This window comes from Microbulbifer variabilis ATCC 700307, assembly GCF_000380565.1.
Classification (GTDB): Bacteria; Pseudomonadota; Gammaproteobacteria; order Pseudomonadales; family Cellvibrionaceae; genus Microbulbifer; species Microbulbifer variabilis.
Genome location: NZ_AQYJ01000027.1, coordinates 1 through 15,523, shown reverse-complemented (window position 1 = coordinate 15,523; position 15,523 = coordinate 1). Strand labels below are relative to the sequence as shown.

The 15,523-nt window shown below is 46.9% G+C and carries 13 protein-coding genes; 7 read left to right on the top strand and 6 right to left on the bottom strand.

Annotated elements, in window-relative coordinates:
• Nucleotides 1–24 precede the first annotated feature (24 nt).
• The 7 genes from tssB (at nt 25) to tssH (ending at nt 9,760) form a co-directional block, all read left to right on the top strand.
• Nucleotides 25–546 carry a type VI secretion system contractile sheath small subunit gene (tssB, locus tag G367_RS0113160; RefSeq protein WP_020413601.1) on the top strand — a complete coding sequence of 174 codons (522 nt, stop codon included), beginning with the start codon at nt 25–27 and terminating at the stop codon, nt 544–546.
• Nucleotides 543–2,030, top strand: a complete 1,488-nt coding sequence (gene tssC / locus G367_RS0113155) for a type VI secretion system contractile sheath large subunit (protein WP_020413600.1) — start codon at nt 543–545, stop codon at nt 2,028–2,030. The genes tssB and tssC (G367_RS0113155) overlap by 4 nt, the downstream gene beginning before the upstream one ends.
• Nucleotides 2,031–2,162: 132 nt before the next feature.
• A complete protein-coding gene (gene tssC, locus G367_RS0113150; RefSeq protein WP_020413599.1) occupies nt 2,163–3,650 on the top strand; it encodes a type VI secretion system contractile sheath large subunit in 1,488 nt (495 codons plus the stop codon).
• Nucleotides 3,651–3,654: 4 nt separating this feature from the next.
• Nucleotides 3,655–4,128, top strand: coding sequence for a type VI secretion system baseplate subunit TssE (gene tssE, locus G367_RS0113145; RefSeq protein ID WP_020413598.1), 474 nt, complete (start codon nt 3,655–3,657; stop codon nt 4,126–4,128).
• Nucleotides 4,128–5,957 carry a type VI secretion system baseplate subunit TssF gene (gene tssF, locus G367_RS0113140; RefSeq protein ID WP_020413597.1) on the top strand — a complete coding sequence of 610 codons (1,830 nt, stop codon included), beginning with the start codon at nt 4,128–4,130 and terminating at the stop codon, nt 5,955–5,957. The genes tssE and tssF overlap by 1 nt, the downstream gene beginning before the upstream one ends.
• Nucleotides 5,921–7,051 carry a type VI secretion system baseplate subunit TssG gene (gene tssG, locus G367_RS0113135; protein WP_020413596.1) on the top strand — a complete coding sequence of 377 codons (1,131 nt, stop codon included), beginning with the start codon at nt 5,921–5,923 and terminating at the stop codon, nt 7,049–7,051. The genes tssF and tssG overlap by 37 nt, the downstream gene beginning before the upstream one ends.
• A 39-nt stretch (nt 7,052–7,090) precedes the next feature.
• Nucleotides 7,091–9,760, top strand: a complete 2,670-nt coding sequence (gene tssH, locus G367_RS0113130) for a type VI secretion system ATPase TssH (RefSeq protein WP_020413595.1) — start codon at nt 7,091–7,093, stop codon at nt 9,758–9,760.
• A 97-nt stretch (nt 9,761–9,857) separates the two neighbouring features.
• Here tssH and G367_RS25200 read toward each other — a convergent pair whose 3' ends face one another.
• From G367_RS25200 to G367_RS0113100, 6 genes are all read right to left on the bottom strand, one after another.
• Entirely contained in the window at nt 9,858–11,012 is a 1,155-nt protein-coding gene (locus G367_RS25200; RefSeq protein WP_020413594.1) for a lipase family protein, read from the bottom strand.
• Between the two features lie 21 nt (nt 11,013–11,033).
• Entirely contained in the window at nt 11,034–11,438 is a 405-nt protein-coding gene (locus G367_RS0113120; RefSeq protein ID WP_020413593.1) for a DUF6795 domain-containing protein, read from the bottom strand.
• 584 nt (nt 11,439–12,022) lie between these two features.
• On the bottom strand, nt 12,023–12,316 hold the full coding sequence (locus G367_RS0113115; protein ID WP_020413592.1) for a PAAR domain-containing contractile injection system baseplate protein: 294 nt from the start codon (nt 12,314–12,316) through the stop codon (nt 12,023–12,025).
• A gap of 2 nt (nt 12,317–12,318) precedes the next feature.
• Nucleotides 12,319–12,897, bottom strand: coding sequence for a DUF6931 family protein (locus G367_RS0113110; protein ID WP_020413591.1), 579 nt, complete (start codon nt 12,895–12,897; stop codon nt 12,319–12,321).
• Between the two features lie 16 nt (nt 12,898–12,913).
• The gene (locus tag G367_RS0113105) at nt 12,914–14,821 is read right to left on the bottom strand and encodes a type VI secretion system Vgr family protein (protein WP_020413590.1); all 1,908 of its coding nucleotides are present in this window, start codon (nt 14,819–14,821) and stop codon (nt 12,914–12,916) included.
• Between the two features lie 163 nt (nt 14,822–14,984).
• The gene (locus tag G367_RS0113100; RefSeq protein ID WP_020413589.1) at nt 14,985–15,473 is read right to left on the bottom strand and encodes an Hcp family type VI secretion system effector; all 489 of its coding nucleotides are present in this window, start codon (nt 15,471–15,473) and stop codon (nt 14,985–14,987) included.
• Nucleotides 15,474–15,523 lie beyond the last annotated feature (50 nt).

Below are 15,523 nucleotides of genomic sequence, written 5' to 3'. Positions count from 1 at the left end.
TAAATCTAGGAAAGGAGACCTGAGATGTCTGAAAGCATCCACAATAAACTAAAGCGTGTGCGCAAGCCGCGTGTACATATTACTTATGATGTTGAAACTAATGGCGCAGAAGTCAAAAAGGAGCTTCCTTTCGTGGCGGGCGTTATGGGCGATTATTCAGGTGATAACACTGAAAATCGCAAGGCGTTGAAAGATCGTAAATTCGTTCAAATCGATCGTGACAATTTCAACGATGTAATGACCAAGGTAAACCCGAAGTTGAACCTACAGGTGGAGAACACCCTGTCAGGTGACGGCAGTAAAATGGCCGTGGATCTCGATTTCAGACAAATGGACGACTTCTCCCCAGAGCAGATTGTGGATCAGGTTGAGCCGCTCAAGCAGCTTTTGGAGGCGCGCAGTAAATTGCGTGACCTATTGAGCAAGGCTGACCGTTCAGAAGAGCTGGAGAAAGTTCTGGAAGATATTCTGAAGAGCACGGAAAACGTAGGCGCTATTTCCGAGCAGCTGGGCCTGAACAAGGATAAAGGAGAGGACTCAGAATGAGCACAGAAGTAGAAAATGTAGCGGAAAGCGAAGCTGAGGAACAATCTTCCAGCCTGTTGGACCAGGCGATTGCCGCAACTAAGCAAACTGAGCCTCAAGAAGCGCAAGACCTGATTGCAAACCTCACTGAACAGGTCCTAAAAGGTACCGTTACCTGGGATCGCAACCTGACTCAGACCATTAAAACTGCGGTTAGCGCGATTGACCAGGCTATGTCCAAGCAGCTGTCCGCAATCCTGCACGATGAAAAATTCCAAAAGTTGGAAGGCTCCTGGCGTGGGCTCAACCACTTGGTGATGAACTCTGAAACCGGGGCGACAATGAAGATCCGCATGCTCAATCTGAGCAAGCGTGAACTGTTCCGTGACCTGGACAAAGCTGTTGAGTTTGACCAGAGCCAGACCTTTAAGAAAATCTATGAAGAAGAGTTTGGCACCGCTGGTGGTGAGCCTTATGGCTGCATGATTGGTGATTTCGAATTTACCAGCCACCCAGAAGATATCGAGCTGCTGAGCAAGATGTCGAATGTTGCTGCAGCGGGCTTCTGTCCGTTTATTTCCGCTGCCGGCGCCGGTATGTTCGGTTTTGATGATTACACTGAGCTGTCCAAGCCCCGCGATCTCGGCGGTATTTTTGAGTCAGCTGAATACATCAAGTGGCGCAGCTTCCGCGACAGTGATGATTCCCGTTTCGTGACTTTGGTAATGCCGCGCACCCTGGCTCGTACCCCTTATGGCGCCAACACCAAGCCCATCGAAGCTTTTGATTTTGAGGAGTTTGAAGTTGATGAGTCCGGTGTTTCCCGTCCGGCTGAGCACGACCAGTACTGCTGGATGAATGCTTCTTATGTTATGGGTACCACCATGACCAAAGCTTTCGCTGAAAACTCCTGGTGTACTGCAATTCGCGGTGCAGAGGGTGGTGGTAAGGTGGAAGGTCTGCCCTCACACGTGTTTAAAAGTGATGACGGCGATCTTGACCAGAAATGCCCTACTGAAATCGGTATTACCGACCGCCGTGAAGCGGAACTCAGTGCTCAGGGCTTCCTGCCGCTGTGCCATTATAAAAATACTGACTATTCCGTATTTTTCGGTTCCCAGAGCGCACAGAAAGCCAAGACTTATGATGACCCGGATGCAACTGCAAACGCAGCTATTTCCGCGCGTTTACCTTATCTGATGGCCACTTCTCGTATCGCCCATTACCTGAAAGTAATGGCTCGGGACAAGGTGGGTTCTTTCATGGAAGCCAGTGACTGTGAGCGCTGGTTGAACAAGTGGATTTCCCAGTACACCAACTCAAACCCGGATGCGAGCCCGGAAATGAAGGCGAAGTACCCGCTCTCTGAGGCCCGTGTGGAAGTGAAGGAAATTCCAGGACAGCCTGGCTGTTACAGTGCAGTTGCTTATTTGAAGCCTTGGCTGCAGATGGAAGAGCTGACTACATCCATGCGTATGGTGGCGAATATCCCGTCCGCTGGATAATGCCACAGGCCCGTCTGTTTGAGGCGGGCCACCTCTTCAAAGGGCCTTGCTCAAGGCCAGGATTCTGTCGAGTCTCTCAGGAACAATGCTTGTGGGAGTTTTCCGGTGCCTTGCGCAACACATGACCAGATAATGGAAGATCACGTAGACGTACTACCGGAAAAGTTGGCCAAGGGAGAGCAGCGCGAACTTCGGCGCTTTTTAAGTGAGCCAGATGATCTGTTTGCCTTTGAATATTGGCTAACTGAAATTTGTCCCTGCTCAAAGAAGGATAATTTTTCTGTTCGCCAGTATCTCAGCCGCGTGATTATGGAGCTGGATGAGCTTATTTGTGATCAGGTAAACCGGATCATTCATCACCCTCGCTTCCAACAACTCGAAGCAAGTTGGCGTGGTTTGTCCATGCTGGTTTTTAATACGCCGCACTCGGACAATATTAAGATCAAATTACTGGATGCCAACTGGCGGGATTTGAGCAAAGATATGGAAAGAGCTCCGGATTTTGATCAGTCCGGTCTTTTCCACCTAATCTATAACGAGGAGTTCGGCACTCCGGGTGGTGAGCCATTTGGCCTACTACTAGGCGATTACTATATCTGCCATCGACCAATGCCGGATCACCCCTACGATGACGTATTTACACTACAGGGGATAGCGCATACGGCAGCAGCTGCTTTTGCTCCTTTCATTTGTGCCGCCACTCCGTATCTCTTTGGTATTGATCATTTCGATGACCTTGCAAAACCAATCCAGTTTTCCGAGGTTTTTCGCCAGAAAGAGTATATTCGCTGGAATAGTTTGCGCGACCTGGAAGATAGCCGCTTTGTTGCGGTTACCCTGCCGCATGTACTAATGCGCGAGCCTTACAGTGTTGAATTTTCCCGCTATCGTGGATTGCGATTTCAGGAGCAGGTTAATGCCTCTCACAACCGACACTATTTATGGGGTAATGCCTGTTTTGCCTTAGGCGCCGTGCTGCTGCGTGAATTTAGTGAGGTGGGATGGTTTTCCCATATTCGTGGCGTAGCCCGCGATCACCTGGGTGGCGGTCTGGTAACCCAGTTGCCGAAAATACCCTATAGGCCGGATAGCAATCCTTCCATGGTGCGTATGTCCACCTCGATTCTGGTTACAGATTTTGCGGAAAGGGATTTGTCTGAGCTGGGATTTGCCTGCTTGAGCCACTGTTATGATACCCCTTACAGCGCATTTAATAGTGTGCCGTCTCTACAAAAGGCTAAGCAATACACCTCGAAAGCCGCCACAGCGAATGCGCGTATCAGTTCCATGTTACAGCAGATTCTTTGTGCGTCCCGCTTTGCACACTATATCAAGGTAATGATCAGGGATAAGGTTGGTGCCTATATGAATGCCGCTGACTGTGAACGCCAGTTACAACAGTGGCTCGATCGCTATACCACTGGCCGTGACGATCTTTCGTGGGAGATGCTTGCGCGCTATCCATTGCGCGAGGCACGAGTCAGGGTGGTTGATGAGCCTGGCAAGGCAGGTAGCTATCAAAGTGTTATCCACTTGAAAAGTCATTATACCGTTGATCATTTGGTTTCTGAACTGAAGCTGACTACGGCCTTGGCGACCATAGGTGTAGGAGGCACTTAGGTTTATGGCAAAGGAAAAGCGCCTGCTGGCACCGGTTCTGGACAGACTGCTGGATTCTTCTAGCAGAATGGATATACATCAATCCCATCAGGTTCTGAGGCAATTACGTGAGGGAGTGCGACGCGATCTCGAGTACCTATTTAATACGCGCTATCGCTGTATTTCTGCTCCTGATGGACTGGATAATCTTGAGCACTCTAATATTAATTATGGTCTCCCGGATTTATCCACAGTAAATTTATCTTCATTGGGCAGCAGGAAACAGTTTTGCCGGGATATAGAAAAAACAATCCTAAATTTTGAGCCAAGAATTCGCTCGGTAAAAGTCACAACCCAGGAAAAGGTTGATGTAGAGGATCCGAGTATTCGTTTTCGAGTCGAAGCTGTATTGCATGTGAACCCGGCGGCAGAAGTGATTGTGTTTGATTCGGCCCTGAACCCTGTGACCCAACTGGTAGACGTGTCTGAGATTATGTAATGAGTGAAAAATTAATCGATCTCTATGAGCGCGAATTAGCCTTTATTCAGCAAACTTCTGCTGAATTTGCTCGGATGCATCCCGCAGCGGCCTCGCGATTACAATTGGATGCGGAAACAGTTGACGATCCTCTCGTGGGACGCTTGTTATCGGGTTTCGCTTATATGAATGCGAGGGTACAGCAGAAACTCAGCGATGATTTTCCCGAGCTGACAGATGCCATGCTGGAAACCCTTTATCCGCATTATCTAAGGCCAATTCCCTCCTGCGCTATTGTACAGTTTGAGCCGGATGCAGATCTCGATGCTATCACTCCGGTGGCAGCTGGTACTTTATTGGAAAGTGAAAGCTTTCAAGGACAGACCTGCCGCTTTACTACTAATTATCCGGTAGATATCAGTCCATTTCAGCCCGTGAGCGCTAGTCTGATGCCCAGGCCCTTTATTGCACCTGGTTGTAATGATATCCAGGGGGCAAATGCGGTTCTTAAATTGTCCTTAAAAGCTTTGAGCCCGGATTTAAGTTTTGCGGAAATGACACCGGAAAATTTGCGTTTTTTCCTGCGCGGTCAAGCTACGCACGTATATGCTCTTTACGATTTGTTGCTGACAAAGTGTGTAAAGTTGGTAGTAGCCAATGGTGAGAGTGACCCTAAACCAACATTTCTATCTCCTGATGATATCAAACAGGTAGGGCTGGACGAAGATCAGGGATTGTTGCCTTACCCCGATACAGCATTTATTGGCTATCGGCTACTGACAGAATATTTTGCTTTTCCAGAAAAATTCCTATTTCTGGATATTGCCAATTTGCAGAATGCTCTGAATGAGAGCTATGGTGATACACTAAATCTCTATTTCTATCTTTCTGAAACCCATGAAGAATTGGAAAAACAACTGGTTCCCAGTATGTTTGCCCTTGGCTGCACTCCGGTAATCAACTTATTTAGTCAGAGTGCTGATCCAATCCCCTTGAGTCACACTCAATATAATTATCATATTGTGCCCGATGCTCGCCGCAGTGATGGCTTGGAGATTTATTCCATTGACGAGGTCGCTGCGACAGATGGTGATGGAGAAACGACCAATTACCGACCATTTTATGGCATTAAGCATAGTCAGCATCATGCGGAGCAATCGGCATTCTGGTACAGCCAGCGCAGAGATGTTATTGAAGGTGAGCATCGCAATGAACAGGCTTCAGAGGTTGATATCAGCCTGGTAGATCTCGATTTTAATCCACACAGAATCAGTGACCAGACGCTGGATATCAAGCTAACTTGCTGTAATCGCAATTTGCCAAAAAAACTACCCAGTGGAAATTCGCAACCTTATCTAGAGGTGGTGGATGGAGATGTTCCAGCCAGTCGTATTTCCAGTGTGGTTGCGCCAACAGCGACATTGAGACCTCCGAGAAGAGAGCGTGGTTTCTGGCGATTAATTTCGCACCTGAATTTGAATCATCTTTCACTATCAGGTGATCAGGGTTGTGACGCCCTCAAGGAGATATTCAGGCTATATGATTTTCGCGATTCTGCCAGCACGCGCAACTTAATTGAGTCGTTGCTTAAGTTGCAAACCAAGCCTGTTACCGCACCGATACAGATCGATCAGAGTGTAGTTTTGTGCCGGGGTACTGAAGTGGAAATAGAACTCGATTCTATGATGCTTACTGGTACTAGCCCACTCTTATTTGCCAGTATTATTGAGCGCTTTTTAGGACTCTATTGCTCTATTAATTCATTTACCAAATTGATTGCCACTATGAGTGGCAGAGATGGAGACTTGAAGAGATGGCCACCTCGCGCCGGCGAAAAAGCTTTACTGTAATAGAGCGGCTGCGCCGAGAACCCTACAATTTCGACTTTTTTCAGGCTGTACGTCTGGTAGAGCGGGCAGTGTCAATGTCGGATGGCGGGTTCTGTAAAGAGCCTATTGCCGGAGCCGCACCACCATCCAAAGAATTGGTTCGTTTTAGCGCTCAATCGGGGCTTTCATTTGTTGGGTCAGACGTTCTACGCCTTGAGAAAAAACAATCCGTTGGGGCACAAGGGCAGGACGCCGATGTCAGCCAATGGCATATGGAGGTTGGGTTTACCGGTTTGATCGGTAGTCAGGGGGTTATGCCTTACTACCTGACTGAGCTTGTGCAAAAAGAGCTGAGGGAAAATAACACGGCTCTGCGTGATTTTCTCGATATGTTCAATCATCGTCATGTGTCACTGCTCTACCAAGCTTGGTACAAATATCAACTTCCAGTGAATTATGAACGGCAGCGCCTGCGCACTGAGCGTGAACCTGATCTTTTCACCCAAGCTATTGCTTCCCTGGCTGGACTCGGCACGAGTGAAATGCGTTACCGGATGCCTATACCTGATGAGGCAATGTTGGGAATGGCCGGCCACCTTGGTCAGGAGCGATGCTCTGCGGCAGCTCTGACCAGTATGATCAAGCACTACTTTAATCTTATCGTGAGTATTGAGCAGTTCCAGGGGCAATGGGATGCGTTACCCAAAGATATTCTCTGTAGACTTCCGTGTGATGAGGCTCCTGATGGGGTGAATAATTGCCTTGGTACCAACACGATCCTGGGGACTCATTGCTTCCAGGCACAGAATAAATTCCGGGTGATTATAGAACCAATGGCCTATGAGCAATTTATGACAATTGCTCCTGGAACCCAGAAATTGGAAGCATTAAAAGCGTTTATTAAGTTTAGCGCAGGTATTGAAATGGATTTTGAACTTTCCGTATCACTGCCTTCCAAGCAAGTGTCACCGGTACAGTTAAATCGGAAATCTGAACATGAGCCCCTGCTGGGATGGAATACTCATATGGCCAGTGAGCAGGAAGCTGTAGATCCAGTGCAGATTACGCTAAGTGCTGAAAATTTATCACCCGATGAAGCTTTACCAGCAGCATAAGTAATATTTAACAATAATTTTTAAAAGGACCTTTACGCCGTGATTAATATTGATCTGAAGCGGTTAGTGGATACCATGACACCGCACATGCGCGACTCTCTTGAGGGGGCTGCCGGCTTGTGTTTGGCACAGAACCAGTACAATGTAGAGTTAGAGCACTGGCTACTCAAATTGTTGGACCAGTCTGATACAGACCTGTATCACCTGCTGGAAAAACATGATTGTAACCCAGCCAATTTCGCCAAACAGTTGGCAACGGCAATTGCTGGGTTCCGTTCCGGAAGCAGCCGCCCACCGGCGCTGTCTCCGACTATTGTAGAGGCAGGTAAAAATGCCTGGATGCTTGCTTCAATTGACTATGGCCATCGTGCTATCAGTTCCGGGCATTTCCTGGCGGCGCTATTATTGGAAGAAACTTCCCGCCGACAAATCCTAGAGTCTTGTCCCGAACTCAAGAATATAGCCCCGGAATCTGTCCGTGAAACAGCTAGAGCGATGTTTGGTCAGAGCGGAGAATCCAGCCATGTAGGAGCTGCGGCAGCCAGTAGTGATGGAGCTGCTGCGGTGGCCGCAGCGGCCAGCAAGGCGCCGGCGTTGGACAAGTACACTATTAACCTCACCGAAAGAGCCAAAAAGGGTGAGATCGATCCTGTACTCGGCCGAGATGAAGAGATTCGCCAGTGTATCGATATCCTAACCCGTCGCCGCCAAAATAACCCAATTCTTACCGGCGAAGCCGGTGTCGGCAAAACCGCCGTCGTGGAAGGGTTTGCATTGCGCATTGCCAGTGGTGATGTACCAGAGCCATTGCGTGGTGTCGCTGTACGTACACTCGACCTCGGCCTGTTACAGGCGGGCGCCAGCGTAAAGGGCGAGTTCGAGAATCGCTTGAAATCGGTTATCGAAGAAGTACGCGCTTCAGCTACGCCAATAATTTTATTTATTGACGAAGCCCACACCATGATTGGTGCTGGTGGTAAGGAAGGACAGGGTGATGCGGCTAACTTGCTGAAGCCTGCGTTGGCCAGGGGGGAATTGCGTACTCTCGCTGCAACGACATGGGCGGAATACAAAAAATATTTCGAGCGCGACCCAGCCCTCACCAGACGCTTCCAAGTGGTAAAAGTGGAAGAGCCAGATGAAAACAATGCTATTGATATGATGCGTGGTATTGCTACTTCCCTGGAACAGCATCACAAGGTGCGTATTCTGGATGAAGCAGTTATCGCATCAGTGAAATTGTCCCATCGCTACATTCCCGGCCGCCAGCTTCCCGATAAGTCGGTAAGTCTGTTAGACACCGCCTGTGCTCGGGTGGCTTTGAGTCAGTCGGCTACACCGGGGGCAATTGAAGATGCTCGGATTAATATTAATCGCACTACTACCACTCTGGCCAAGTTGGAACGTGAAAATGCGGCAATGGGTGAGCACGAAGAGCAATTGGCTGAATTGAGAGAGTTTAAGCAAGCTGAAGAGCAGCGCCAGGCCTCTCTGGAGCAGCAACTTACTCAGGAAAATGAGCTGATTGAGCAGATTCAGAAACTGCGTGATCTGATTGACGCTGAGTTTGTAAAAACTCAGGGTGGTAATAGTGAAGAGACTCCCGATGCTGCCTTGTTGGCAGACTACCAAGAACAACTTAAAGTTCTTATCTCTGATCTGGAGGCGATCCAGGGAGATACACCACTCATGCAGCCTGCGGTGGACGAGCAGGCAATAGCTGCGGTAGTTGCCAACTGGACTGGAATCCCGGTAGGCAAAATGGTGAGCGATGAAATTGTTGCAGTGAAGACACTGGCCGACCGGCTGAATAAGCGTGTCATAGGACAGCCACACGCAATTGAAGCCGTTGCCCAGGCAATCCGTACCTCCCGTGCTGGGTTGACTGATCCCCGTAAGCCTGTCGGGGTATTTATGTTCTGCGGTACCAGTGGTGTGGGTAAAACCGAAACTGCGTTGGCTTTAGCGGATGAGCTATTTGGCGGTGAGCAAAGTATTACCACAATTAATATGGCTGAGTTCAAGGAAGAGCATAAAGTTTCCATGCTTCTGGGCTCTCCACCAGGGTATGTTGGTTACGGAGAAGGTGGTGTGCTCACTGAAGCTGCACGACGCAAGCCTTATTCAGTAATCCTGCTAGATGAAATGGAAAAAGCCCATCCGGGTGTGCAGGATATTTTCTACAATTTGTTTGATAAAGGCACGATTAAGGATGGTGAAGGTCGTGATATCGACTTTAAGAACACAGTTATTATCATGACTTCAAACGCTGGTGAAGACGCTATCAGAGCTATCTTTAACCAAGTTGAGGAAAAGCCTGAACCGGATGTATTGTTGGATAATATCCGTCCTCATCTGTTACAGAAATTCAAGCCGGCTTTCCTCGGCCGGGCTAATGTAGTTGCCTACTACCCGCTGGATGATGAGGATCTGGTTGAGATTTGTAAAATCAATATGCGCAAGATTGAGAAACGAGTGCGTGAGCACTACGGAGCATCTTTCTCATATGATGAGGATGTACTTATCAATATCGTAGCACGATGTCATGAAGCTGATACTGGCGCCCGTAATATTGAGGTGATCTTAAATAAAACTCTGTTACCTGAATTGGCTAGTGAGTGCCTGGATAAGATGGCGAAAGGTGAAGAAGTTAAGGTAATTAAAGTTTCCGCGACTGAAGAAGGTGACTTTGCCTATAACGTAGAATAATCAGAAAACTAGCCCAGTAGTGGAGTCAACTGGATTGCACTACTGGGCTGGGTACCACTTAATGCCATATTGCTATAGTTACTTCTGCTAAGTCAGATTAATGAATCATTCTTCCTGCTCTCATTACTAAGTCAGAGATAGCCCGATGCATACGTAAGAACACCATGCGTATAAATGAGACCGTGATGTCAACTCCTTCCACAATAGTCATACCGATTAACTGAGCAAATCTACGTATTAGCCGCATTACCCAGAAGGAAATATCTTTACTTACTTGGTAGGCGTTATGTAGGAATATTGCCAACCTGTCTAAGATGGTAAATGTTGTACTTCCTGCGACAACCAAAGAGATTCCAGCCAAATGACCGATCTTCTTTAAGACCCAGAGTAACGCCTCTCCTGCAATCCAAGCGGTATTCATGGATAATGAGAGAATACCATCTGATTTAAGCCAGGCTTCGATACTTTTATCCAAATTACCTTTAGGCTTTCTTTGTCTAACAGTATCCCAATCTAGACTCGTTTCATTCGGTGCGACAGAGTCAATATAGGTTTCGCTGCTATGATTAGTAAGAGGACTATAGCTTGGGCTTGGTAGTTCAAAATCTCCTATTCCACCGCTCGGTACATGAACAAATGGCCAAGTAGGCACCATAGGAACAGCATCGGCTCGATGATAAACTCGGTAGATATTGTGAGGAGTTAATCGGCGTTTACAATTATTGGAGAATTGATCAAGTCCAACCCTGGGGCTCCCATAGGTGTAGAGTTTTACAGTTTTTCCTGTGTTAGAGGAGAGCCAATCTGCAGCTAGAGTCGCTAGAGCCCCACCCAGGCTATGTCCAACGCAGTGTATTGTATGTATGTTAGATGGAAGATTTTGAGAAAAATTTTCTAGCTGGGGAAAGAAACTTTCAAAAGTATAGTAGAAGCCCTGATGTACTGACCCGCCAGTATGGAATCGTTTAATACCTGCATTTAGATCTGTTAATAGGTCGTAACCGCTGGCAGTTCCTTTCAGAGCTACAAAAGCCTGCCCTTTAAAGTTATCTTTACCACATGTCGCGATGCCCATTGCGTGAGTACTTTTTATTAGAGTAAAAGCACCTGTTTTCCCTTGTATTTTATTGGGGAGGTTTTCTTTTATGTCAAAGTCATCTTTGTATAGATCAAAGAAAATCTCTTGGTCATTAGGTTTCTTGATTAAGTAAATATCTGCAGCAAGCTGAGCACTATATTGTGGTGTGAGCATTATTTTGAATCCTTTTTATGGTTAAATAAATTTGCAAGAAGTCTTTACCGCTGACTTGAACTTTCTTTCTGTTTTTGGCTCGTCAGAGAGTTCACACGATAGATTAATTGGGTCACCGTTCATTTCTGAGTTTTCACCAGGATTTCTTTTTGCATAAATCCAAATTAAATAGTTATTATTTTCATATTCTACGTTTATGCTTTGTGAGGAAATAAACTCTACAGGTAGCACCTGAGTAAATGAATTTTCAAATTTTGCAGGAAGATCAACATTTCCGTCTTCATCTGAAGTAAAGAAGTCAATTTGCTCATCTTTCCAGTCAATCGTGCGAATAATTTTTGCGCCTACGGCAGGTTCACCATTTAAGGTGAGTCGGATTTTCATTTCTGAAAATGTGCATGCTTTTAGCGGGTTTAAAAATGCCATTCCGTAAGTTCCTCCTGAAATAGATAGAAGAAGTAAAATTATTAATGAGATTTTGAGGGGCAATATTTTATTGTGCATAAGAGTAAATTTTTCATGTTAGGATTTATGGGCTGAATTTTTAGATTTATAATTTTAAAGCTGACAAGGTTTTTTCATCTTGCCTGGTTCTATTTGACGCTGCCTGTGGATGAATGCCATGGGTGTATGCGCTAACTAAAGCGTAATTTTTAATATTATCTATGACAAGTTAGCCTTTTTTTTCTAAGAACTATTTATCCAGTTGTAGCTGCAGGGCTGTATTCTATGAAGTGCAAGAAAAGACCTGAAGCTAATATTTGCACTTCATCCTGAGTGGATAAGAATATATAAATTTATATGCAGCTAATTAGCTTTGAAGCTAATGGATATCAGGCTAAAAAAATAAAGAGGCTACTTGTTTTTTGTACGTAGCCCAGTTTTTCGTTACTGTCACCAGATTATTTTAAGATAAATAATCGCTTGTTTGTCTAAACAACGGTAGGTTCTTTATTATTTGCTCAGACAATCTATTGTTTATATACAAGGCGCCATAGGTGGAATATTATTTAGCCACCGATCAGTACTGTGGGGCATCCGATTACAATCTTGCCGCCATGGCCAGTTGTATCTCCCATGCGGGCAGCAGGCTTCTTTTGCAGCAGTACGGTAGTGCTGCCCATAGCTACAGTATCTGGTGGTCCTACACAGGTACAGGCACTGCCAACCGTAGCTGAGGGCATTCCGCCGATAATGACCGTTGGAGCACCTGGGCTGAGGATCGGCCCGCCGACGTGAGGTACAGTACCTGTCACCATCGGACAGACATGCATATCCGTAATACGTGAAGCAGGCTTGCCCATATTTAGTCCTCTATCCTGCCATTACCGCCACGTGCCAGATCCAACCCTTGATTCATGTATCTTGCGAATCTTTTGCCGGGATCCACTGGATCAGATAAAACTGCAGCGAGAGTGACACTACCAGCGACGGCGTGTGCATAAAGATGTTCTGGCGGCTCAACCACAGGCTCACCTTCCGCCGCCAGACTTCCATGGCACCAACTCGCTGCTGTAGCAGCCCAGCTCGCTGGGGTTTTGTGCTTGGTTTTATCGCCCAGGGTTTTGCACTTTAACCGAGTCTCTTCGCTGGGCTTTTTGGCCCAGCTTTCCGCAGCGACTAATGCATTTACATTGTCTTCATCAGTTTCTGGGCTTTGAATATCCCGAGCTGCGAGACAGGCCCACCAAACAGCTTCCCGTTTGGGGAGCCCATGTGCCAATAGTTTGATCGCATCGGGATAAAGACCCGCGTCAACCAGTTGGTTAATGCTGACCTCGGGCGCAGTATCGGGCACCAGGTGCTCTTCCGCTTCTTCACTCACCTCAAAATTTTTTAGCAGTTCCGCTGCGGTAAGTGCTTGTACTTTGATCAGGTCAGTCATTCTTAGTTAATCCCCATCAGTTGATCATAGTCACGCCGCCTTTCAGGGTGAGCATGCCGCCGCCTTTAACTTCAGCTGTAGCATCTCCCTTACAGGAAAGCATTGTACCTTTGATGGTGATTCCCGCTGGGGTTAGCTTAATACTACTGCCCCCAACCTTTAATTCAATTGAAGCTTTTGAGGATATTTTGATAGCCCCCATAGCATCTGTGGTTTGCGATCCTTTGCTAATCTTGAGTGTGTGATTGCCTGAACCAATCGTGACAGTCTGGTTTCCTTTATCCACATTCAATTTTTGGTCACCTTTGGCAATGGTGACCACTTCGCTACCATCAGTTACGGTAATGCTACGATCCTGTTTAACTTCCAGAGTTTGCTTGTTTTCTATTTTGCCAGTTTGGTCATTATGGATAACAAAGTTGTGATCCTTACCGGCTTCCATATAGATTTCTTCGTTGCCACCTTTGTCATCAAAGCGCAACTCGTTAAAGGTGCTGCCCTCATACTCGGTTTTCCAGCCACTTTGGGTGGCGGTGTAATTGGGGCCTGGATTATCGCCGTTATATACTGCACCGGTAATCAATGGTCTATCCGGGTCGCCATTAATGTAGGTAACAACCACTTCCTGGTTTACCCTGGGTACAAAGTTTGCCCCCCAGTTTTTTCCGGCAAAAGACTGCATCACTCTGACCCAGCAACTATTTTGTTGTGAGTTCCAGGGGAACTTCACTTTCAGTTGGGTGTAGGGGTCCTGAGAACTGTCGGATGCGGTTGCTTTTACTTCCAATACACGTGCCACTTGTGGTGAGTGTATTTTCTTTGCAGAAACATTCGGCTGTGGGCGTGGCATTACCGCAGAAGGAATACAGCTGAAGGTATTGTGGAAGTGGGTTTCGTTACTGTTACCGTCTGCAGCTGAAACATGCACAGACGTAATAAGATACTTCCCCTTTTCTGACGACAGGCTGTGGTCAAAATTAAAACGTCCGCCGGCAGTAAAGGAGGGGCAGTCACTACGTCCATGGCTGACATCAAATAGCGCTTCCTGTGCTTCCATAGCACGTTCTGCCAGTGCTTTATGGTAGCTATCAGTAAATTTGTGTTTGTGTTCACCATCAGTCTGGAAATGGTTCAGGCCATATAAGCCGCGCATGTAGTTAGAAACATCATTCAGCTTACTGGTGGTTTTAACTTGCTGCTTATTGTCTTTGGTAGCAGTAAATTCACTGTAATCTTTGAGCTCAAAACCGCCGCCATGGTAGTTGAAGTTTCTTCTCCAGCTACTCACTGTGTTTTTTGTGGGATGGCTACCGCCTCCGTCATACTCAATTTTTTCACTTTCACAGTCGTAAAAATCTTGAGGATCATCGCAGAGTACAAGCTCATGCTGCCCTTCAGAGTGCTTGAAGTAGTAGGAAATACCCTCTTCAGCCATTAAGCGATTGATAAATTCAAAGTCGCTTTCATCAAACTGTACACAGTATTCACGGGTGATGTATTCGGCATTTAGCTTTAAGGTCAGTTTGATAACCTTGCTGTATTCACCGAGCACTTCTTCGAGAATTTGCTTGGCGGACTTCTTTTCGAAAACTCTGTTGGAGCCTCCGAGGCTCGTGAACCACAGGCCAGGTTGAAGAATTGCGCTATAACTACGCACGCCTTCGGCGTTTACATCGTGAAGGGAGAACTGGGTAACATAGCCGTTAATGTGGCGTGGTGTCTCAGAGTGGTGAATCGAAACAGTTACTGGTTTGCCGACAAGATCTTTTTGCTCAATAGCGTGATCATCAGAAAGAAGTTGTACTTCATAGCGGAATAGCTTGGAGACATGCTCCTCGCCTTGTAAGGTCGTTGCGATCAAAGCATCCGAGCCGACTGGGCTGTCGACCGTAATCATTCTTTTATCTTGATTGAGTGTAGCCATGGGCAGCCCCAACTATCCCTACGGTGCCAAATAAGAAATGAGATTTTAGAAATCTGCAGTTCTTTAGGTCAGTGCTCGTATAAGCACTCAGCTAAAGAACTGGAGGGCGGTAGCCCGCAGGTACTCTGCAGGCCACCGTTCAACCCGAAAAGAGTCGAACCAATTACAGCGGAGTCGCTGTGGTGAGGTCGTATCCAACCTTCATGTTCTTCGGGTTCTTGTTAGTCTTATCAGCGTGGTCGAGTTCGGCTTCGATTTTGGCAAAGCTCAGAGATACGGACTCCTGAGGAGCACCGCCGGCAGAAGCACCAATGCTGTAAGAGGAGATGATTACGTCAGTCAGCTTGTAAACCGCGTACTTTTCTACAGAGTTGGCGCCGGTCTGTACAACATGAATCTCTACGGGCACACCTTCGTCGCCAGTGACAGAAGACTTGAACAAACCACCGGAAGAAGCGTCAATACGCTTGGTGAAAGTGACTTCGCTCAGGCTGGGGCGAGAGGCTTCACGGTTGGAGGTAGCACCGGCTTCCATGGTGATACCGCGGCCAACACCAAAGTTGAAGCTGTCAACTTCGATCCAGTCTTCGTAACCTTTGGCGGTGACGTTGCCTTTGGTGGCTTTGTTATTGAAGTTCATGTAGATAGCCATGGGGATTCCCTCTTGGTTGGCTTTTGATGTTGGTGGTTAATCCTTTACCA